The following is a 20532-nucleotide window of genomic DNA, read 5'->3' as shown; positions in this document are numbered from 1 at the left end:
CTAGACGCCCTGATACACCTTGCGATAACTGGACGGGGACATGCCGACGCCGCGGCGCAGATGGTGACGCAGGTTGCCGCCGGTGCCCAGCCCGGACAGCCGCGCGACCTCATCGACGGGCAGATCCCGCGACTCCAGGAGCTCCCGCGCCCGGTCGATGCGCCGGTTGCGAATCCAACTGCCCGGCGCCTCACCGGTTTCCGCCCGGAAGCGGCGATTGAAGGTGCGCGGACTCATGTGGGCGTGCCGGGCCAGCGCCTGCACCGTCAGTTCCTCGTCAAGATGGGCCAGCGCCCACTCCCGGGTGGCGGCGGTGGAGGCGTGATCGGCGACCGGCACCTGCCGGTCGATGAACTGCGCCTGACCGCCCTCCCGCCACGGGGGCACCACGCAGTAGCGGGCCACCTCGTTGGCGACCTGGGTGCCGTGATCGGAACGGATGATGTGCAGGCACAGGTCGATCCCGGCGGCCAGCCCCGCCGAGGTGAGCACATCGCCGTCATCGACGAACAGCACGTTTTCGTCGACCAGGACGCTGGGAAACAGCGCGCGCAGCGTGTCGGCGAAGCGCCAGTGCGTGGTCGCCGGCCGCCCGTCCAGCAGCCCGGCGGCGGCCAGTACGAACGCGCCGGTGCAGATGGACACCAGCCGGGTGCCGGGCCGGATGGTGCGCAGCGCGGCCGCCACCTCGGGTTCCAGCGTGCCGTCGATGCGGGCGGGTGCGTATCGGGTGCCGGGGATGACGACGGTGTCCGCTGAGGCCAGGGCCTCGGGGCCGGCGGTCGCGGTCATCGAGAAGCCGTTGATCGTCGGCACCGGCCCGGAACCGAGGGAACACACCGTGACCGCGTAGAGCGGGGTGCCATCCGGTCCCTCCGCCTGGCCGAACAGCGTCGGCGCGATGGTGGCGTCGAAGCCGACCACCGGCGGCAACAGCAGGACGGTCACGCGGTGCATACCCCAGTTTGGCACGTTTTTGATGAGTGCTGTCGTTTATGCCACTAGGCGGCACCTTCGGGAACCGCGAACATCGACGCATGACACTTCTGCGCGCCCGCGGCCGCCTGCATTGGTCATGGGTCGTGGCCGGCGTCAGCTTCGTCGCGATCCTCGGCGCCGCCGCCTTCAGGTCGGTGCCCGGGGTGATGATGAACCCGCTGCACCACGAGTTCGGCTGGTCGCACGGCACCGTCGGCGTGGCGATGGCCGTCAACATGACGCTCTACGGCCTCACCGCCCCGTTCGCCGCCGCACTGATGGACCGCTTCGGTGTCCGGCCGGTGCTGTCCGGCGCGCTCGTGCTGATCGCCGCGGGCTCGGCGCTCAGCGTCGTCATGACCGCCAGCTGGCAGCTGGTGCTCTTGTGGGGTGTGCTCGTCGGCATCGGGACCGGCGCCATCTCGATGGGATTCGTCGCGACGGTGGCCACCCGGTGGTTCGAGGCCCGGCGCGGCCTGGTCACCGGTGTGCTGACCGCCGCCAGCGCCACCGGACAACTGATCTTCCTGCCCGTGGTGGCCGAGGTGACCACCCGGCACGGCTGGCGCTGGGCATCGCTCATCGTGGCCGCCGCCGCGCTGGCCGTGGTGCCGCTGGTGGCGGTGTTCATGCGCAACCGTCCGCAGGACATCGGACTGACCGCGTACGGCGCCGACCCGTCCGATCCCGGCGCATCCGAGCCCACCGTGCTGCCGACGGGCACCTTCAGCGCCGCCTTCGACGGGCTGCGCATCGGGTTGCGCTCCCGGGCGTTCTGGCTGCTCGCCGCCAGCTTCGCGATCTGCGGGATGACCACCAACGGCCTCATCGGCACGCATTTCATCCCGGCGGCCAACGACCACGGCATGCCCACCACGCTGGCGGCAGGCCTGCTGGCCACCATCGGCGTCCTGGACGTGGCCGGGACCATCTTCTCGGGCTGGCTCACCGACCGGGTGGATCCGCGCCTGCTGCTGTGCGTGTACTACGCCGGGCGCGGTGTCTCACTGCTGTTGTTGCCGTCGCTGCTCTCCCCGAACGCCGAGCCGGGCACATGGGTGTTCATCATCTTCTACGGGCTGGACTGGGTGGCCACCGTGCCGCCGACGATCGTGCTGTGCCGCGATTTCTTCGGAACCCGCTCGCCGATCGTGTTCGGCTGGGTGTTCGCCTCACACCAGCTCGGAGCGGCGATCGCAGCGGCCGGCGCGGGCTGGATCCGGGATCTCCAAGGCACCTATGACCTGGCGTTTTACCTCGCCGCCGGGTTGTGTTTCGGGGCCGCGCTGCTCTGCGCCGGAGTGCGCAGGCCGGTAGTGCCGGTTCCGTAGCATTTGGCTGCGCTCACCAGGACGCATACGATTCATCCGGCGCCGCGGGGACGCCAGAGGCTTTGAAACCGAGGCTTTCAACAAACCGGTCAGCCGCGTCCCCGCTTGAGACGCGCCGACCCAGTCATGAGCGGGAGGAAAAACACGTGCACGCTCGCACCGGCAAGCTCTTCGGCGTCGTGGTCGCATCGTCGGCCATCGTTTTCGCAGGAACCACCGCGACGGCTCACGCCGACGATCCCACCACCACCCCCCAAATGGTGATCGCAGAACCGAAGGGCCCCACGTGTGACGCCACCGTGAAGTCCGAGGCCACCGGCCCCGGTTCGCTGACCGGCCTGGCCAAGGCGCAGTCCTCGACCGCACTGGCGAGCATCCCGGCGATCTCGACCTTCAGCAACGCCATCTCCGGCCAGGTGAACCCTGAGGTGAACGTGGCCGCCGTGCTCGACAACGGCCCGTACATCGTGTTCGCGCCCAGCGATGCGGCGTTCGCGAAACTGCCGCCCGAGAAGCTGGAGTCGCTCAAGACCGACCCGGTCGCACTGACCGCGCTGGTGTACTACCACATGGCGCTCGGCATCCTCGGCCCCGACGATATCGAGGGCACCATCTACACCCAGCAGGGTAAGCCGGTGATCGTCAAGGGCAGCGGCGGCGACATCACGGTCAACGAAGCCAAGGTCGAGTGCGGCGGTATCGGCGCGGACCACATGCGCGTCTACATCATCGACACCGTGCTGGACCCGGCCGCGGCGCCGACCCCGGTCACCACCAGCACCTCGACGACCAGCACCACGTCGACCACGTCCGCCACCGAGACCACGACGTCGGCCGCGCCGACGTCCGGGGCGGCCGAGACGCCTGCGACGGCCACCCAGACCGTCACGGTGACAGCGCCTGCACCCGCCGGCTAGTTCATACGCAAAAACGGCGCCCACTCTTCTGAGTGGGCGCCGTTCTTGCGTTGTGGGACTTACAGACCCAGATCGCGGCCGATGATCTCCTTCATGATCTCGGTGGTGCCACCGTAGATCGTCTGGATGCGCACATCGACGTAATCCTTGGCCACGCGGTACTCGTTCATGTAGCCGTACCCGCCGTGCAGCTGCAGGCAGGAGTCGACGACCTTCTTACCGAGCTCGGTGCACCACCACTTGGCCTTGGAGGCCTGCACCGCGGTCAGTTCACCGTCGACGACGGCGCGCAGGCACCGGTCGACGTACTGCTCGGCGATGTCGAGTTCGGTGTCCAACTCGGCCATCACGAAGCGGCTGTTCTGGAAGCTGCCGATCGGCTGCCCGAATGCCTTGCGGTCCTTGACGTATTGCAGCGTCTCGTTGAACGTGGCGCGCGCCCCGGCGACACCGGCGATGGCGATGGACAGGCGCTCGGACGGCAGGTTCTCCATCAGATGGTAGAAACCCTTACCCTCGGTGCCGAGCAGGTTGGCCGCGGGGACGCGGACGTCCTCGAAGTTCAGCTCGGAGGTGTCGGCGGCGTGCTGGCCCATCTTGTCCAGCTTGCGGCCCCGGGTGAAGCCCGGGGTGTCGCGCTCCACCACCAGCAGTGAGAAGCCCTTGTGACCGGCTTCCGGGTCGGTGCGCGCCACCACGACCACCAGGTCGGAGTTGATACCGGCCGAGATGAACGTCTTCGATCCGTTGATGATGAAGTCGTCACCGTCGCGTACCGCGGTGGTCTTGATGCCGGCGAGGTCGCTGCCCGCGCCGGGCTCGCTCATGGCGATCGCGCCGATCAGCTCTCCGCTGGCGAAGCCGGGCATCCAGCGCTCCAGCTGCTCCTTGGTGGCCAGGTTCTTGAAGTACGGGCCCACGATGTCGTTCTGCAGGCTGACACCCGGGCAGGCCAGCCCGAACTTGGAGAACTCCTCGACGATCACCGCGTTGAACCGGAAGTCGTCGACTCCGCCGCCGCCGTACTCCTCGGGCATGTTGAACCCGATCAGGCCGTAATTGCCTGCTGCCACATACGCTTCGCGGGCGACGAGGCGGTCGGCCTCCCATTTCTCGACGTTGGGCAGACACTCCTTCTCCAGGAACTGCTTGGCAGTCTCCCGAAGCTGCTCGTGCTCGGTTTCGAAAACCAGTCTCTTCACTGTTACTTCGCTTTCCAGACCGGCTCGCGCTTCTGCGCGAAAGCCATCGGTCCCTCTTGTGCGTCTTCGGTCTTGAGAAGGGTGGCGAACTCGCCGAAGGTCTGTTTCCAGAACGGCTCGTCGGCGGCGACGACGCCGTCGATCGCGCCGTAGGACACCCGCTTGCTGGCCCGAACGGCCAAGGGCGCGTTGACCGCAATGCGTTCGGCCAGTTCCAGTGCGGCGTCGACGACGGTGCCGTCCGGCACCACCTTGTTGATCAGGCCCCACTTGAGCGCGTCCGCCGAGGACAGCGGTTCGCCGGTGTACACCAGCTCCAGCGCCAGCTTCTGCGGGAGCTGCTGCACGATGCGGAACACCCCGCCGGCGCCGGCGATCAGACCGCGCTTCACCTCGGGCAGACCGAATTTGGCGCGTTCCTCGGCGACCACCAGGTCACTGGCCAGGGCCAGTTCGGTGCCGCCGCCCAGTGCGGTGCCGTTGACCGCGGCGATGGTCGGCTTGTCGACGAAGTGCCGCACGTACCCGGCGAAGCCCCACTCCGGGTGATCCGGGTGGAACAGGTTCTCCCCGCGCGAGATCGCCTTCAGATCGGCACCGGCGCAGAACGACTTGTCCCCGGCGCCGGTGAGCACGATCGCTCGGACCTCCGGATCCTCCTGCGCGGCCTGCAGAGCGTCGCCGACACCGATGGACACCGCCGCGTTGACGGCGTTGCGGGCCTCGGGCCGGTTGATCGTGATGATCAGGACGTTCCCGCGCCGCTCGGTGAGCGCGCCAGGCGCCTCGGCCGAGGTCACAGCAGTTCCAGGATGGTCGCGTTCGCCTGACCGCCACCTTCACACATGGTCTGCAGTCCGTACTGAATGTTGTTGTCCCGCATGTGGTAGAGCAGCGTGGTCAGGATCCGCGCACCGGACCCGCCGAGCGGGTGGCCCAGGGCGATGGCACCGCCGTTGGGGTTCAGCCGGCTCTCGTCGGCCCCGATGTCCTTCAGCCACGCCAGCGGCACCGGCGCGAACGCCTCGTTGACCTCGAAGACACCGATCTGATCGACGGTCAGGCCGGATTTGGCCAGCGCCTTCTGGGTGGCCGGGATCGGCGCGGTCAGCATGATGACCGGGTCGGCGCCCGCGAGCACCGCGGTGTGCACCTTGGCAAGGGGCTTGAGGCCCAGCTCTTTTGCCTTCTCGGCCGAGGTGATCAGCAGTGCGGCCGAACCGTCGGAGATCTGGCTGGAGTTGCCGGCGTGGATCACACCGTCCTCCTTGAAGGCCGGCTTGATCTTGGCCAGGCCTTCGATGGTGCCGCCGCGACGGATGCCGCCGTCTTCCAGAACTGTGCTTTCCCCGTGCTCATCCTTCGCTTTGATACCGACGATCTGATCCTTGAAGGCACCGGAATCCTGTGCGGCGGCAGCCTTCTCATGTGAGCTCAGGGAGAACTCGTCGAGCTGGGTACGCGAGAGTCCCCACTGCTCGGCGATCATCTCGGCGCCGACGCCCTGGTTGGGGCTCTTGTGGTCGTACCGCGCCAGGAAGGCCTCCGGGTAGGGGTGCCCGCCGCTGGCCAGCGAAGAGCCCATCGGGACCCGCGACATGGACTCGACACCACCGGCGACGACGACGTCGTAGTGACCGGCCACCACACCGGCGACGGCGAAGTGCAGCGACTGCTGACTGGATCCGCACTGGCGGTCCACGGTGACACCGGGGACGGTCTCGGGCCAACCGGCGGCCAGCACGGCGGTGCGGGCGATGTCGAGTGCCTGCTCGCCGGCCTGCATGACCGTTCCCCAGATGACGTCGTCGACGAGCCCCGGGTCGATCCCGGCGCGCTGCACCAGGCCGTTGAGGACCTGTGCCGACAGTTCGGCGGGATGCACACCCGACAGGGCGCCGTTGCGCTTGCCGACTGGTGAGCGAACTGCCTCGACGATGACCGCTTCAGCCATGGACTTCTCCTTCGAAGATGGTTGGCGTTTTTGTACGGATGGACTTAAATCGAACCTAGAACAGAAGGTTTACTAGGTCAACCTACTGGTTGGTAGATGGCGGATGAACGCGGGTGCACGCACCGGGTTTGCCGACATGGTTTACTGAGTTGAATACCTACCTCCAGCCTATTACCGAGGAGTCTCACCGTGGCCGGCAGCACCCCGCTCTCGCCGATGATCGGCCGCAGCGCCGTCCCGGCGGTGGCCGGAGCGCCCATCCGGTCGCCGAAGACCGCGGAACTGGTCGCCGGGACGCTGCGCCGGATGGTTGTCGACGGCCAGCTCAAGGAGGGCGACTTCCTGCCCAACGAGGCCGAGCTGATGGCCCATTTCGGGGTGAGCCGTCCGACGCTGCGCGAAGCGGTGCGGGTGCTGGAGTCCGAGCGTCTCGTCGAGGTACGCCGCGGTTCACGCACCGGCGCGCGGGTGCGGGTGCCGGGCCCGGAGATCGTGGCCCGTCCGGCGGGCCTGCTGTTGGAGCTGTCGGGGGCCACCATTGCCGATGTGATGACGGCGCGCGCCGGGATCGAGCCGATGGCGGTCCGGTTGCTCACCGAGTTGGGAAACGTCGAGGCGTTCGACGAACTCGACACGATGATCGCCGAGCACGTGCCGTCCGGACGCGAGACCGGCCGAATGGCCGAGACCACCGGCGACTTCCATCAGCGCGTGGTCGAGTTGTCCGGCAACGCGACGCTGACCATCATGGCCGGCATGCTGCACGAGATCACGGTGCGGCACACCGCCTTCGCCATGAAGGAGAACCGGCCGCTGTCCAAGTCGGACTACGACCTGTTGATGCGGTCCTACAAGCGGCTGATGACGCTCATGCGCTCCGGTGACGGCGAGGCCGCCGAGGCGCACTGGCGCAAGCACCTCGACACCGCACGCGAGCTGCTGCTCAAGGGCATGGAGTCGGTCAAGGTCCGCGATGTGATGATCTGACAGTTCAGATCCCGATGTAGACCGACTTCGTGTTGAAGTAGGCCTCCAGGCCCTTCTTGCCGCGCTCGCCGCCCCAGCCCGACTGCTTGTGTCCGCAGATCGGCATCGACGGGTCCGCGGCGAGGGCGGAGTTCACCCAGATCTGGCCCCCACGAAGCGCATTCGCCACACGGTGGGCTCGACTGAGGTTCTCGGTCCAGATGGCGCCGGCCAGTCGGTACTCGGTGTCGTTCGCCGCGGCGACGGCCTCTTCCTCCTCGTCGAAGGGGATCACCGAGCCGACAGGTCCGAAGATCTCCTCCTTGATCAGCCGCATGTCCGGAGTGGTGTTGGTGATGATGGTGGCCTCGTAGAAATACCCCTTGCGGTCCAACGGCTTGCCGCCGGTGATCACCTCCGCGCCACCGGCCACCCCGTCGTTGACGATGCCCTCGACGCGGGTGCGTTGTTTCTGACTGATCAGCGGCCCGAGCACCGAGGTGGGATCCTCGTATCCGCCCATCGGCAGCATCTGCGCGAACCCGGCAAGCCCCTCGACGACCTGGTCGTAGATCTTGCGCTGCACGTAGATCCGCGATGTGCAGGAACAGTTCTGCCCGGATCCGGCGAGCAGCCCCATGGCGGCACCCATGATCGACTTCTCCAGGTTGGCATCGTCGAACATGATCAACGGCGGTTTCCCGCCGAGTTCCAGGGTCAGTCGCTTGAGGTTGCCTGCGGCGGCCGCCACGATCAGCCGGCCCACCTCCGTCGACCCGGTGAAGGCGATCTTGTCGACGTCGGGGTGCGCGGTCAGCGCCGCGCCGGTGGTCTCCCCGTAGCCGGTGATCACGTTGAGCACGCCGTCGGGCAGACCCGCCTCGCGGAAGATCTCCTCCAGCTTGAGTGCCGACAGTGGGGTTTCCTCGGCGGGCTTGAGCACCGCGCTGCAGCCCGCCGCGAGCGCCGGCGCAACCTTGAGCATGGCGACGAAGAACGGGCCGTTCCACGGGATGATCAGGCCGACGACGCCGACGGGCTCCAGCTGGGTGAAGGTGTGGTACTCCTCGAAATGGCCCAGCAGGCCGTCGGAGACGAGGTTGGCCGATTCGCCGTGGATCTTGCCGACCCAGCCGGCGTAGTAGATCAGCATCTCGTTGGCGACCTTGATGATCTGCTGTGCGGCAATCGCATTCATGCCGTTGTCGCGAGCCTCGATCTCGGCCAGTTCCTCGGTGCGCCGCTTGATGATCTCGGCGGCCTTGAACAGCACCTCGGCGCGATGCGCGGCGGGCAGCCGGCGCCACACCCCGGACTCGAAGGTGTCCCGCGCCCGGGCCACCGCCGCGTCGACGGCGGCCTGGTCGGAATCGGGGACCTCGGCGATCTGCTCCTCGTTCGATGGATTGAAGACCGCAATGTAGTTGCTCAAGGTCAGTCACCTTCACGTGTACCGGGCCGCACCGACGCGACACATCACCGCGAGCTTATGCGCGTAAGTACGAGGCGTCCAGAGGTTCGGGACCAAGCGTGTCGCTTACTTCACGAGGCGCTGGTACGCCCCGGTGTCTGCACGTCGTAAACCGGGACGGTGTCATCCCACGGCTGCCGGGTGACCATGTCGGCGACCTTGACGTACCCGCGTTCGAACTCTCCGGTGGCGGCGTCGACGAGCCGGTACTGCTGGGTCTGCCGGTGGATGGGCTGCGCGTCGAGCATGACGATGCGCACCTCCCCCGGTTCGAAATGGCAGCGCGTCTGCAGCGCCGCCACCAACTGCTCGTTGCTCATGTGGCCGTCACCGAAGTTCCACCCGATGGCGGTGCTGACGATGCGCTCACCGTCGGTGAGGGTGTAGTCGTCCTCGTTGCCCCCGGCCATCGCCCGGTGCGCCAGGGTGAACAGCGCGCGGCCGTGAGTGTTGAAGGAGCGGAACGCATATCCCATGTACATCGGGATCTGGGCGGCCTCCTTGCTGCCATAGAACTTCTCCAGCTGCGCGGCGGGCATGCTGGCGATCGCGACGACGCCGGCAGCGATCTTGGCATCCGCCGAGGGCTTGATGCACCACAGCGAGGTGTCCCAGTTACCCGCGTAGTAGCGCATACCGGGCAGGAAGGACACCTTGCGCGGGAACAGGTTGCCCAGCACCACGGTGCCGGCAACCACCACCAGCAGCACGATCGGCCACGGGCTCGACAGGTCGCCCAGTCCGATACCGGAGTGACCCACGAACAGCGCCAGCACGCTGAACATCATGAAGACGTTCCATTCCAGCGGCACCCCCATCGGGATCGAACTCAGGATGCCGAAGTGGAAGACCAGCATGACGAACGCCGCGATGGCCGTCGCCCAGCCCCCGTGGCTGAAGAACAGCACCAGCGGCACCAGCCCTTCGATGGCGGTGGAGAAGTGCCCGATGAAACGCGATGCCCGACCGGGACGCAGGTCATCGGGGAAGTGCTCGAAGAACTTTCGCTTGATGGCGGGCGACCGGAAGACGGGGTTGTTGCTCATCATCGTCGAGATGACGAACGGGAAGTGCTTGTTGAGTTTCGAGGTGGCCGCCCCCATCCAGATCACCAGACAAACCAGCTTCGCGGCGATGATGATGTCGGCGCCGCTGAACAGGAAGCACACCGCCAGCGACGCATACACCTCACCGCGGGCGGCCAGGAAGATCACCTTGTCGCGCAGGCCGGCGAGGGCAAGCAGGATGAGGATCGACGCGGTCTGCCAGACCGGCAGCACGCCCACCTCGGTGCCGAGTTCCGGGATGGGCCCGGTGCCCTGCGAGAACAGCGCGATCACGAGCATCACCAGCAATGCCCCGTAGAGCAACACGTCCACCGGACCGCGCGCATCACCCTTGGTCAGCGGGATGCGGTTGGGCCAGGGTGGCAGTCGAATCGTCCTGGGCCGCAACCAGTACAGGATCGACCCCATCGGCGGGAAGAACCGGTTGTTCAGCGGGCCGAACCCGCAGCCCAGGCCGACGACCTCGAACAGCATCGTGTAGAACACGACCTTCTGATAGAGGATCGGCTCGTTGTACCAGGCGGTGACGTCGGTGAAGCCACCGAGACCATCGGTGCTGGCGAGCACCAACACCCAGGCGATAAGGATGTAGGCGAGGATTTTGGCGACGTAGAACAGGTGCAGCACGACGGGCGTACCGAACCCGACCTCGGCCCAGTGCCGGGCCATCGGGACGATCCGCTCGGCGCGGGTGCCTTTGCTCCACTCCTCGAAATCGATCACGGGAGTGGTCTGCTTGAGGAATCCCATGCCGGTCAGACTAGAACGTGTTCTAGTCTGGGGCCAGCAGTTCGGCCATCTCAGCCGCTGCGCATCATCGGCGGGTGCAGAAGCCGCAGCTCACCGCGGCGGTACAGCTGAGCCGGACGCCCGCCGTCGCGCCCGGTGGTCCGCCCGACCGGTACCAGGAAGCCGGCGGCGCCGGTCACCTTGCGGTGGAAGTTACGGCTGTCCAGCGTTGTGCCCCACATGATCTCGTAGACCCTGCGCAGTTCGGCAACGGTGAACTCGTCGGCACAGAAGGTGGTCGCCAGCGGGGTGTACTCGATCTTGGCACGGGCCCGCTCGATGCCGTCGGCCAGTATCGCGGCATGGTCGAAGGCCAGCGCGGACTCCGACAGCTCCCCGACCGGCGCCCACCGCGCGCCCGCCGCGTCACCGCCCGGCGTCGGTAACGGCAGATCGGGCGCCAGGCCGAGATAGGCGACGGTGATCACCCGCATCCGCGGGTCGCGTTGCGGCGCACCATAGGTACCGAGCTGTTCGAGATGCAGCCGCGCGGCCGGGACTCCGGTTTCCTCGGCCAGTTCCCGACCCGCCGCGGCATCGAGATCCTCGTCGGCACGCACGAACCCACCCGGCAACGCCCACCGACCGGCATGCGGCTCCTCACCGCGGCGGACCACCAGCGCGCACAGCGAGTCCTCGCGGATGGTCAGGGCCACCAGATCGACGGTGACCGCCACCGACGGGTAATCGCTCGGGTCGTAGCGCGGCACCACCTCAGGTTAATCGTCATCTTGACGTAAAGCCAGAGTCCGGATTATCGTCGATCTGACGATAAAAGGAGGTGGCCACCATGGCCGTCATCACCCGCTACCCACTGATCCGTCATCTGCGCGTGGAACCCACCGCTCACATCCGGGCACTACGCCGCGGCAAGCTCAGTCACGACGGCGCCGGCCTGGCGTTCTGGTTCCGTCCGCTGACCGCGGCGATGTCCGAGATCCCACTGGACGACCGCGAACTGCCGTTGCTGTTCCACGCCAGGACCGCCGACTTCCAGGACGTCACCGTGCAGGCCACGATCACCTACCGGATCGTCGACCCCGCGCTGGCCGCCTCTCGTATCGACTTCGCGATCGACACCGACACCGGCTACTGGCGAGCCGCGCCACTGGAGCAGGTGGCCGGTCTGCTCACCGAGTCCGCCCAGCAGCACGGGCTGGATCTGTTGGCCCGCACCACCCTCACCGCGGCGCTGGTCGACGGGATCAGCGCGGTCCGCGAACGGATGAGCGGGGGCCTGACCGCCGACCCGCGGTTGACCGAGACCGGTATCGCCGTGATCGGGGTACGGGTGGTCGCCATCCGCCCCGAACCCGAGGTGGAACGCGCACTGCAGACACCGACCCGGGAGATGGTGCAGCAGGACGCCGACAAGGCGACGTTCGAACGTCGCGCACTGGCGGTTGAGCGGGAGCGGGCCATCGGGGAGAACGAGTTGCAGACCAAGATCGAACTCGCCCGCCGCGAAGAGGAACTGGTCGCCCAGAACGGTGCCAACGAGCGGCTGAAGACCCAGGAGGCCTGGGCCTCCGACGAAATCGCCACCCAGGCCAAGGCACGCCGTGAGGTGGCCCTGGCCGAGGCGCAGGCCCAGGCGGCGCGACTGGTCGGTGAGGCCGAGGCGGCCGCGGAGGCCGCGCGGCTGGCCGCCTACCGCGACATCAGCGATGCCACGCTGCTGGGTCTGGCCGTCAAGGAACTCGCGGCCAATCTGCCCAACATCCAATCCCTGGTGCTGACACCGGATCTGCTGGCGCCCGTGCTGGCCCGGTTGGGGGCGCCATGACGCTCCCACCCCGGGCGGTGATCGTGCACCGCCGCACCGAACTCGACGAGGCTCTCGCCACGCACGGCACCCACGGGCAGGCGGCTTTCTTCCTGCGCAACCGGGGCCGCAGCATCGACGAACTCGAAACCCGGCACGACCGTGTGCAATCCGCGCTGGCGGCCATCGCCGCCGGAATCCCGGTGGACTGGCGGCGCGGCCGGGTGGAGCGGACGGACCTGTCGCGCTTCCTGTTCGAGCCCGGCGATGTGGTGCTGGCCGTCGGGCAGGACGGATTGGTCGCCAACGTCGCGAAGTACCTGGACGGCCAGCCGGTGATCGGTGTCGATCCCGAACCCGGGCGCAATGCCGGTGTGCTGGTGACCCACTCCCCCGACGCGGCGGTGCCGCTGATGCGCGCCGCCGCACACGCCGACACCGAGGTCGAGTGGCGCACCATGGTGCAGGCGAGCACCGACGACGGGCAGCGGCTGATGGCCGTCAACGAGATCTTCGTCGGCCAGGCCGGGCACCAGACCGCGCGCTACACCCTCAACCTGCCCGGCGGACAGGTCGAACGGCAGGCGTCATCCGGGGTCATCGTGTCCACCGGCACCGGCGCCACCGGCTGGTGCCGCTCGGTATGGCAGGAACGCCAGAGCGCATTGGCGCTGCCGGCGCCGTCGGATCCGCGGCTGGTGTGGTTCGTCCGCGAACCGTGGCCCTCACCGGCCACCGGCACCGCGCTGGTCGAGGGCGACCTGACCGCGGCCGAACTGAGCATCGATGTCGAGTCCGACCGGCTGGTGGCCTTCGGCGACGGGGTGGAGGCCGACGCCCTGACGCTGTCGTGGGGCCAGCGGGTGACGGTCGGGCCGGCGCCGCGCAGGTTGCGGCTGGTGCGTTAGGCCTTGGCCGGTGGGCGGAAGAAGATGACCAGCTGGCCGATACCGCCGAGCAGACCGAGACCCGCAGCGATGGCCAGGCCGCACCAGCCCGAGAGCCAGGACGCGATATCGGTACCGGAGAACAGCAGATGGTCCAGGCTGTAGCGGCCGGCGCCCGTGCCGGCGATGGCCACCGCGGCCACCGCGAGCACCAGGTTGTACTCCCAGCCCTCCTTGACGATGAAGAAGCCGTTGTGCCGGTGCACCGTCCACGCCGCCACCAGCATCAGCGCCACGAACCCGGCGGCCGGCACCGGTGTCAGCAGGCCCAGCGCCAGACCGAGGCCGGCAGCGATCTCGGTGCTGGCCGCGACGCGGGCGTGGAACAGGCCCGGCTTCATGCCGATGCTGTCGAACCAGCCCGCGGTGCCCGGGATGCGCCCGCCCCCGAAGAACTTGTTGTAGCCGTGCGCAGCCATGGTCAGGCCGAGAACAACACGCAGGAGCAGGAGCGCCACATCATAAGAAGAGGAATCAGCCACGTAACAGAATCTAGGCCATCTGTTACGTCGCCGCCCAGCCCCCGTCCACACTGAGCACCGCGCCGTGGATATTCGCGGCGTCGTCACCGGCCAGGAAGACCACCGCCGCGGCGACCTCCTCGGGCGTGCTCATCCGCCGTGACGGGATGCGGGCCAGCACCGGCGCCACGTGATCGGCGGACTCGGCGGCCCGCTCGGTGGCGATCGGCCCGGGGGCGACGGCATTGACCCGCACCCCGGACGGCCCGTACTCGGCGGCCCACGATTTGGTCAGCGAGTGCACGGCGGCCTTCGTCGAGTTGTACAGCGCCGATTTGTCACCGCCGATCAGGCCGGTGATGGAGCCGATGTTGACCACCGCTCCGTGCCCGCGCTGCGCCATCGCCGGGGCCAGCGCTCCGGTGAGCAGGAACGGCCCGATCACATTGGCCCGGTAGGACTCCAGCAAGGTGGCCTCGGAGATCTGCTCGGTGGGTTCCGGGGTGGACCAGATACCGGCATTGTTCACCAGGATGTCGACGGGTCCGGCCGCCTCGGCGAACTGCCGGATCTCGGCTTCGCCCGCGCCGAGGTCGGCGGCGACGAAGGTCGCGGTGCCACCGGAGGCCTGGATCTCGGCCACGACGGCGTCACCGCGATCCTTGTTGCGCCCGGTGACGACGACGGATGCCCCCTCGGCGGCGAGGGCGTGCGCGATGGCGACGCCCAGACCGCCGGTGGAGCCGGTGACCAGTGCTGTGCGGCCCGCAAGCCGCGTATTCTTTGGACTCATGAGTCCATATGTAGGCCGATAAAAATGGACCTGCAAGTCCAAACTTTGACCAGGAAGGGCGCGGCCACCCGGCAGCGCATCATCGAGGGCGCCGCGGCCGAGATCCGCGACCGCGGGGTGGCTCTGACCACCCTCGATGACATCCGCGCCCGCACCCACACGTCCAAGAGCCAACTGTTCCACTACTTCCCGGACGGCAAGGAGCAACTGCTGCTGGCCGTGGCAGAACACGAGGCCGAACAGGTGCTGGCCGACCAGCAGCCTCACCTGGGCGCCCTGAACTCGTGGGCGGCATGGCAACGCTGGCGTGACGCGGTGGTGGACCGCTATCGCCGCCAGGGTCAGAGCTGCCCACTGAGCATGCTGATGTCAGAGATCGGGCGCAGCACCCCGGGCGCCCAGGCCGTCACCGCCACACTGATGCAGCGCTGGCACGACGAGATCACCGCAGGGGTGCGCACCATGCAGGATCAGGGCAAGGTCGCCGCCGGAATCGACGCCGAACGCACGGCCGCCGCCCTGCTGGCCGGAATCCAGGGCGGGGTCGGGATCCTGCTGGCCACCGGCGATCTCGGCTACCTGGAGGCCGCCCTGGACCTCGGGATCGCCACCCTGCGAGCGAACGGAGCCGGCGCATGACCGACATCGTCCGGTCGGTGCCGCAGATCGGTTACCTGACGCCGCAAATCTTCGATGACCTGGGCATCGCTCAGACCGTCGTCGCCAACGGCACCGTGTACGTATCCGGAATCGCGCCGCTGACACCCGAACTGGAGGTGGTGAGCGAGGATCTCGCACAGCAGCTGGCCTTCGTGCTCGACGTGCTGGACCGCTCGCTGCGTTCCGCCGGCACCGACCGGACTCACCTGGTGGCGTGGACCGTCTATGCCACCGATCTGAGCGCACTGTCGGCATGCCTTCCGATGCTGCGCGACTGGGTGGGCGAGCACCGTCCGACGAGCACCTGGATCGGCTGCTCGGGATTCATCCATCCCCGCCAGCTCCTGGAGCTCACCGCCACCGCGGTCCTCTAGAGCGCCGACGCCAGCCGGTCCAGATAGGCGTCGATGTCCCCGATCGCCGACTCGGCGGCGTACACACTGAGCGTGATGGTGCTGCCGACACCGGTGACGCAGTGGGTGATCCCCACCATCGGCGACAAGCCGGGGAACGCCGCGGCCAGCCGTACCGGCCGGCCACCGAGGGTGAAATCCGCTGCCCCGCAGTTGACGCTGGACACCACGGTGTTGCCGGTGACCGTCGCCGACCGTACCGATGGATCGAACTTGCCTATCCCCCAACGTAACAGCGGTGCCGGGGTGGCGTCGAACGCACGCTCGGAGGCGCGCATCGCCGGATGGGCCGCGCGTTGCCTGCGGGCGGTCAGATCGGCGGTGATCGCCTCGATGCGCTGCTCGACGGGTAGCTGCGGGTGCAGCCCCACACCCACGGTGCCGAAATGGTTGTACGCCTGGCGCGGACCCGGCTTGGCCATGGTGACCTCGGCACCGAGCGCACCCACGCGCACACCCAACGCGCCGAGCTGACCGGCCAGCGCCCCGGAGATCGCCGACAGCGCGGCAACCGTCACGGTCGCGCCGGTGAGCTGATCACGGTCCCGCACCAGGGTGCGCATGAGTTGTGGACCGACCGGATTGTCATTGGTAGGCAACGGAGTACACGGCGCGGCCGGGGGCGGGACCACACCGGCTTCGGTGTCGGCCACCAGCTGCCGGTAGGCGCGGGTGGCCTGCACGCTGCGCCACAGCAGCAGGGCGGGACTGGCGTGCACGGGTGTCACCGGCGCGACCACCGTGGACCCACCGAACATCACCGAGGCCGGCCCGCAGGTCCGTCCGCCGCCACCGAGGGTGTGGGTGATCTGCAGGATCGCGACGGTACCCTCGCCCTCGACGCCGGGAACGTCCCGCACACCGGCGAAAAGGTGCAACCGCCAGGGCATCACGGTCGGATCGAGCTGATCGCCGACAAGGGCGCTCACCGCTGCCAGGCATCCCGTCCACGAAGTGTCGGCCAGTTCGTGCACGGTGAAGTGTGCCGCGCCGACCTCGTGGTGCACCCAGGCCGGGTACAGCCACCGCGAACTGTCATCAACGCGTTGCGAAAGGTCTGGGCTGGTACGGGCATTGGCGATCAGCTGACCGATCGCGGCGTCCAGATCCGCCGGGACACCGTCGAACGCGTACAGCAGGAAAGTGTCGTTCGGCATCCTGGCCGACATCCAGAACATCTGGGCGTCGACCGCGGTCAGCCGGTTAGCGGACACTTCCGATGAAATCCAGGATGCGCTCCGCCGTGGCAGCGGGCTGGTCGAGCTGCAGGAAATGCCCGCCGCCGTCTATGACGTGGGCCGCGCTGCCGGCGGGCAGCACGGGCCGTACCCACTCGGTGTAATCCGATGACGCACAACCGTCGTCGCTGCCGTGCAGGTAGAGCGTCGGTAGCAGGGGTGCGGACAGCCAGTGCCGGTGCAGCTCGGCGTAGCGGGCCGGTGGACGACTGTTGCGCACCGTCGCCCGGTAGTAGCCCAGCGCCGCTCGCCAGTGCTCCGGGGACCCGATCGCGTCGAGCACCAGGCGCACATCCTCGGCACCGTCATACCCCGGAGACCAGTCCCGCCACAGCCTGGGGACCACCCGCTCCGCCGAACGCTCCGGCAGCCAGGGCAATTGGAAGAACAGGATGTACCAGCTGCGCCGCAACTGACGCGGCAGCTGGGCGGCGAGGCGGGCGACATCGGAACGCTGACGGAAGGCCGCCGACGGTGGCACCGACATGATGGTGGCCTTGGCGAACGGGCTGTCCGGCATGGCCGCCAGACCGGTGGCGGCGATGGCGCCCCAGTCGTGGCCGATGACGACATCGCGTCCGGTGGGACCGGCCGCGTCGAGCACCCGCAGCGCATCGTCCATCAGGGCACCGACGTGATAGCTGCCCTCAGCCGACAGTGAAGACGGCGCATACCCACGCATGAACGGGGCCACCACCCGCCAGCCGGCCGCCGCGAGCTGCGGGGCCACCTTGCGCCACCCGTGCGCGGTGTCGGGAAAACCGTGCAGGCACACCGCAACCGGGACATCGGTGTTCTCCCAGTCACCCCAGGTCAGTGCGCGCAGCGTGACGTCATCGCCGGTAATCTCGATCTGGCCGGACAATTGTGATCGCCTAGACCGGGTCGAAACCGGAGATCAGCCAGCGGTCACCGGTCTTCTCCAGGGTGACCCGCACGCTGGACGCGGTATCGGTCGGAGCGTCGGCGCCGACCACCACGGTCTGGTTGACGAACACCAGCACCACCGCGCGATTCGGCTCGGCTTCCACCGCGGCGGCCGCCGGAACCGTTGCCACCGCGGAGATCTGCTTCTCCTTGGCGCCTGGGATGACGACGTCGGTGGTGAGATCGGTGTAGGCCTGCTGGAAGTCTCCGGTCAGCAGTGACCGGGCATCGGTGAGTTGCTGTTCCACGGTGTCGGGCTTGTAGGACAGCAGCGCGATCGTGCTGTCCTTGGCGACCTGCACGGATTCGACGGCGGCGCTGTCGCCGTCGCGCACCGAATTGTCCTGCCATTTGAGGAATCCGGCGCCGAGCGCCAGCACCAGCGCCAGGCCGGGCAGGATCCCGTAGGCCAGCACCCGCGGCCACTGGATGGATCGTTTCGCCGGTGCGGCGACCTCGTCGGCGGGTTCGGTTTCCTCGGCCGGCTCGATCGAGTCGGCGGCGTCAGCCACCTCGGTGGGCTGATCCAGTTCGACGGCAGTCGACTCGGCGTCGGTCACCTCGGCTTCGGTCTTCTTCTCGGTCACGGCACAAACTCCACGTTGGACACCTTCACCTGGTCATCGCCGACATCCTGCACGGTGACGCGCATCCGCCACAGCCGCGGCTGCTGCTCGGCCGCACCGGCATTGGACGTCTGCACGGTCACCGCGACGAGCACCCGGGCCTCGGCATCGGATTCTGTTTCCAGGCCCGCCTCGGTCACCATGCCGACCGACTTCGACTGCGCTTGCTTGACGACCTCGATGAACGGCCCTGCACGCTGCTGGAAATCGTCGTAGAAGGTGCCGGTCGCCGAGTCCACGATGCGCTGCACATCGGCCTCGGCATGCTCCCAGTCGATCGTGGTGAGGTTCATGGCACCCTGCCGACCGACCTGAAGGAACAGCTGACGCTGCGCCTCGAGCTTCTGCGATTCGTAAGCGCGGAAACCGAGCCAGCCGACCAGACCGGCCAGGGCGAGCACCACCACGAGTCCGACGATCGTCGCCAGCTTCAGATGCGAGACGCCGGGCTTGGCAGGTTCGGCGACGACAGCCTCATCGGACTCCTCGGGCGCAACGTCTTCGGGCGTCTCGAGGTTCTCGTCGGCGGCTGTCACGTCAGCTTCGGAAGCGGACTCGCTCACTTCCCCGGAGGGGGTAGCAGCATCGTCTGCCATGTTTGCTCCTCGTTCGCGGTGCGGGCCAGGTTCGATTGGGTGTACACCTGCCCGTCCGGTCCAACGTACGTGCCGCTGGCCGGGTCGTATTCAGCGGCTGCGACCGGCGGCGGCGCGGCAACGGGTGCCGGCGGCGTTTCCGCAGGTGGTGTCCCGGGCCGGATCTGCGGAATGGCCTGCCCCGACATGGTGGCGTTCGGGTCGCCCTTCCAGTTGAAACCGTCGTTGAGTGGGACGTAGTTCTCGTCGCTCTCGCACATCGCGACGCTGGGCGCGCGCTTGCCCGGCACCGTCAGACACGGCAGGTTGCGCGCACCGCGCACGTTGAACGCGGAGTCCTGCGGGACGCGGCAGTACAGGTCGCCGGCCGGCCGGTCCGGGTAGTCCTCCAGGCTGGCGACCCGCTGCTGCTGTGGCGGTAGGAAGCCGGTCGTACAGGCGGGCGGCAGGTTGAGGTTCAGATTGAAGTTGAGGTACGCGCCCTTGTAGTCCTGCTTGGTGTGCCGGTTGGCGGTACCGGTGGCCTGGGTGGTGGCGGTGCCCTGCGGCAGCAGGACCAGCAGCTGCTCGAGCGCGGGCTGATAGGTGATCGCCACCTGGTTCACGTTGACCAGGTTGGCGAGCACGATCGGCAGCGTCGGTTGCAGCCGGTCCAGCAGTGCCCGCACCTCCTCGGCGGCGCCGGGGCCACGTTCGAGCAGGCCGCGCACCGCGTCGTCGTGCTCGCGCAGTTCGCCGGTGATGGTGGCCAGGTTCGACGCCCACGCGCGGATGGCTCCGGACGTGTCGGTCTGGGTGTCGAGCACCGGCTTGGACTCGTCGATCAACGTGGTCAGCGGGTCCAGATTGGCCCGCGCATCGATGAGCAGCTGGGTGGATCCCTTCACCAGCCGCGACAGATCCGGCCCGAGTCCGCCGACCGCGAGGTAGGCCTCGTCGACGGCGGTGCGCAGGTTGTCCCCCGGAATGGCTTGCAGCCCACGGTTGGTCGCGTCCAGCAGAGTGTTGACGTCCATCGGCACCGTGGTGCGGTCGAGCGGGATGACATCGCCGTCGCGGAGTGCGGGTCCCTCGCCGCTGCGTGGCATCAGTTCCACGAACAGCTCACCGACGGCGGTCTGGCTGTGCACCGCGGCTTCCAGGTCGGCCGGGATCGACACGTCATCGGTCAGCGAGAGTTTCGCTTCGACGGTGCCCCGATCGGTGAGTCCGACCTCCTCCACCCGGCCCACCTGGGATCCGCGGTAGGTGACATTGCTGCGCGGGTACAGGCCCCCGGTCTCGGGCAACTCCAGGGTGACCCGGTAATGCCCGGCGCCGAACAGCAGGTTCGGCAGCCGCATGTACCCGAAGGCCATGATGCCGATCGCGATCACCGAGATGGCGATGAAGACCGCCATCTGGATGAGGATTCGTCTGGTCAGGATCATG

The 20532-nt window shown here is 68.0% G+C and carries 21 protein-coding genes; 7 read left to right on the top strand and 14 right to left on the bottom strand.

Features of this window, described 5'->3' with window-relative positions:
• Complete coding sequence (locus ASE48_RS04025) at positions 1 to 957, bottom strand: GlxA family transcriptional regulator (protein ID WP_057165740.1); 957 nt, start codon at positions 955 to 957, stop codon at positions 1 to 3.
• Between the two features lie 80 nt (positions 958 to 1037).
• Here ASE48_RS04025 and ASE48_RS04020 point away from each other — a divergent pair, with 80 nt between their 5' ends.
• Together ASE48_RS04020 and ASE48_RS04015 are read left to right on the top strand one after the other, a co-directional pair.
• Positions 1038 to 2309 (top strand): MFS transporter, encoded by a 1272-nt coding sequence (locus ASE48_RS04020; protein ID WP_057165739.1) that lies wholly within the window; start codon positions 1038 to 1040, stop codon positions 2307 to 2309.
• A gap of 146 nt (positions 2310 to 2455) precedes the next feature.
• On the top strand, positions 2456 to 3226 hold the full coding sequence (locus ASE48_RS04015) for a fasciclin domain-containing protein (protein WP_057165738.1): 771 nt from the start codon (positions 2456 to 2458) through the stop codon (positions 3224 to 3226).
• A gap of 59 nt (positions 3227 to 3285) precedes the next feature.
• Here ASE48_RS04015 and ASE48_RS04010 read toward each other — a convergent pair whose 3' ends face one another.
• The 3 genes from ASE48_RS04010 to ASE48_RS04000 are packed head-to-tail and all read right to left on the bottom strand — an operon-like array spanning position 3286 to position 6382.
• Complete coding sequence (locus tag ASE48_RS04010; protein WP_057165737.1) at positions 3286 to 4428, bottom strand: acyl-CoA dehydrogenase family protein; 1143 nt, start codon at positions 4426 to 4428, stop codon at positions 3286 to 3288.
• A gap of 2 nt (positions 4429 to 4430) precedes the next feature.
• The gene (locus ASE48_RS04005) at positions 4431 to 5228 is read right to left on the bottom strand and encodes a crotonase/enoyl-CoA hydratase family protein (RefSeq protein ID WP_057165736.1); all 798 of its coding nucleotides are present in this window, start codon (positions 5226 to 5228) and stop codon (positions 4431 to 4433) included.
• Complete coding sequence (locus tag ASE48_RS04000; RefSeq protein ID WP_057165735.1) at positions 5225 to 6382, bottom strand: thiolase family protein; 1158 nt, start codon at positions 6380 to 6382, stop codon at positions 5225 to 5227. The genes ASE48_RS04005 and ASE48_RS04000 overlap by 4 nt, the downstream gene beginning before the upstream one ends.
• A gap of 189 nt (positions 6383 to 6571) precedes the next feature.
• Between ASE48_RS04000 and ASE48_RS03995 the strand changes: the two genes are divergently transcribed.
• Positions 6572 to 7369, top strand: coding sequence for a FadR/GntR family transcriptional regulator (locus ASE48_RS03995; protein WP_057165734.1), 798 nt, complete (start codon positions 6572 to 6574; stop codon positions 7367 to 7369).
• 4 nt (positions 7370 to 7373) lie between these two features.
• Here ASE48_RS03995 and ASE48_RS03990 read toward each other — a convergent pair whose 3' ends face one another.
• The 3 genes from ASE48_RS03990 to ASE48_RS03980 form a co-directional block, all read right to left on the bottom strand.
• Complete coding sequence (locus ASE48_RS03990; RefSeq protein WP_057165733.1) at positions 7374 to 8780, bottom strand: aldehyde dehydrogenase family protein; 1407 nt, start codon at positions 8778 to 8780, stop codon at positions 7374 to 7376.
• A gap of 110 nt (positions 8781 to 8890) precedes the next feature.
• The gene (locus ASE48_RS03985; protein ID WP_057165732.1) at positions 8891 to 10636 is read right to left on the bottom strand and encodes a DUF3556 domain-containing protein; all 1746 of its coding nucleotides are present in this window, start codon (positions 10634 to 10636) and stop codon (positions 8891 to 8893) included.
• 50 nt (positions 10637 to 10686) lie between these two features.
• Positions 10687 to 11385: an NUDIX hydrolase gene (locus ASE48_RS03980; protein WP_057165985.1), complete on the bottom strand. Its 699-nt coding sequence runs from the start codon at positions 11383 to 11385 to the stop codon at positions 10687 to 10689.
• An 80-nt stretch (positions 11386 to 11465) separates the two neighbouring features.
• Here ASE48_RS03980 and ASE48_RS03975 point away from each other — a divergent pair, with 80 nt between their 5' ends.
• The gene (locus tag ASE48_RS03975; RefSeq protein WP_057165984.1) at positions 11466 to 12461 is read left to right on the top strand and encodes an SPFH domain-containing protein; all 996 of its coding nucleotides are present in this window, start codon (positions 11466 to 11468) and stop codon (positions 12459 to 12461) included.
• Positions 12458 to 13348: an NAD(+)/NADH kinase gene (locus ASE48_RS03970; protein ID WP_057165731.1), complete on the top strand. Its 891-nt coding sequence runs from the start codon at positions 12458 to 12460 to the stop codon at positions 13346 to 13348. Before ASE48_RS03975 ends, ASE48_RS03970 begins: the two co-directional genes overlap by 4 nt.
• Here ASE48_RS03970 and ASE48_RS03965 read toward each other — a convergent pair.
• Positions 13345 to 13845: a DoxX family protein gene (locus tag ASE48_RS03965; RefSeq protein ID WP_442928673.1), complete on the bottom strand. Its 501-nt coding sequence runs from the start codon at positions 13843 to 13845 to the stop codon at positions 13345 to 13347. The two genes, ASE48_RS03970 and ASE48_RS03965, sit on opposite strands and share 4 nt — an antisense overlap.
• 46 nt (positions 13846 to 13891) lie before the next feature.
• Positions 13892 to 14641 (bottom strand): SDR family NAD(P)-dependent oxidoreductase, encoded by a 750-nt coding sequence (locus ASE48_RS03960; RefSeq protein ID WP_057165729.1) that lies wholly within the window; start codon positions 14639 to 14641, stop codon positions 13892 to 13894.
• Positions 14642 to 14665: 24 nt separating this feature from the next.
• Between ASE48_RS03960 and ASE48_RS03955 the strand changes: the two genes are divergently transcribed.
• Both ASE48_RS03955 and ASE48_RS03950 read left to right on the top strand, forming a co-directional pair.
• Positions 14666 to 15280, top strand: coding sequence for a TetR/AcrR family transcriptional regulator (locus tag ASE48_RS03955; protein ID WP_057165728.1), 615 nt, complete (start codon positions 14666 to 14668; stop codon positions 15278 to 15280).
• Complete coding sequence (locus ASE48_RS03950; RefSeq protein ID WP_057165727.1) at positions 15277 to 15675, top strand: RidA family protein; 399 nt, start codon at positions 15277 to 15279, stop codon at positions 15673 to 15675. The genes ASE48_RS03955 and ASE48_RS03950 overlap by 4 nt, the downstream gene beginning before the upstream one ends.
• Here the strand turns inward: ASE48_RS03950 and ASE48_RS03945 are convergent.
• The 5 genes from ASE48_RS03945 to ASE48_RS03925 are packed head-to-tail and all read right to left on the bottom strand — an operon-like array spanning position 15672 to position 20531.
• Positions 15672 to 16928: a WS/DGAT domain-containing protein gene (locus tag ASE48_RS03945; RefSeq protein ID WP_057165726.1), complete on the bottom strand. Its 1257-nt coding sequence runs from the start codon at positions 16926 to 16928 to the stop codon at positions 15672 to 15674. The genes ASE48_RS03950 and ASE48_RS03945 overlap by 4 nt on opposite strands.
• On the bottom strand, positions 16918 to 17817 hold the full coding sequence (locus ASE48_RS03940; protein WP_057165725.1) for an alpha/beta fold hydrolase: 900 nt from the start codon (positions 17815 to 17817) through the stop codon (positions 16918 to 16920). The genes ASE48_RS03945 and ASE48_RS03940 overlap by 11 nt, the downstream gene beginning before the upstream one ends.
• 10 nt (positions 17818 to 17827) lie before the next feature.
• Complete coding sequence (locus ASE48_RS03935) at positions 17828 to 18466, bottom strand: hypothetical protein (RefSeq protein WP_057165724.1); 639 nt, start codon at positions 18464 to 18466, stop codon at positions 17828 to 17830.
• The gene (locus tag ASE48_RS03930; RefSeq protein ID WP_057165723.1) at positions 18463 to 19101 is read right to left on the bottom strand and encodes a hypothetical protein; all 639 of its coding nucleotides are present in this window, start codon (positions 19099 to 19101) and stop codon (positions 18463 to 18465) included. Before ASE48_RS03930 ends, ASE48_RS03935 begins: the two co-directional genes overlap by 4 nt.
• Positions 19065 to 20531, bottom strand: a complete 1467-nt coding sequence (locus tag ASE48_RS03925; RefSeq protein ID WP_057165722.1) for an MCE family protein — start codon at positions 20529 to 20531, stop codon at positions 19065 to 19067. The genes ASE48_RS03930 and ASE48_RS03925 overlap by 37 nt, the downstream gene beginning before the upstream one ends.
• Position 20532 lies beyond the last annotated feature (1 nt).

Source organism: Mycobacterium sp. Root265 (genome assembly GCF_001428895.1).
In the GTDB taxonomy this organism is placed as follows: Bacteria; Actinomycetota; Actinomycetes; order Mycobacteriales; family Mycobacteriaceae; genus Mycobacterium.
Note: the sequence above shows the minus strand (reverse complement) of the source record. Positions and strands in the feature narration are given on the sequence as shown.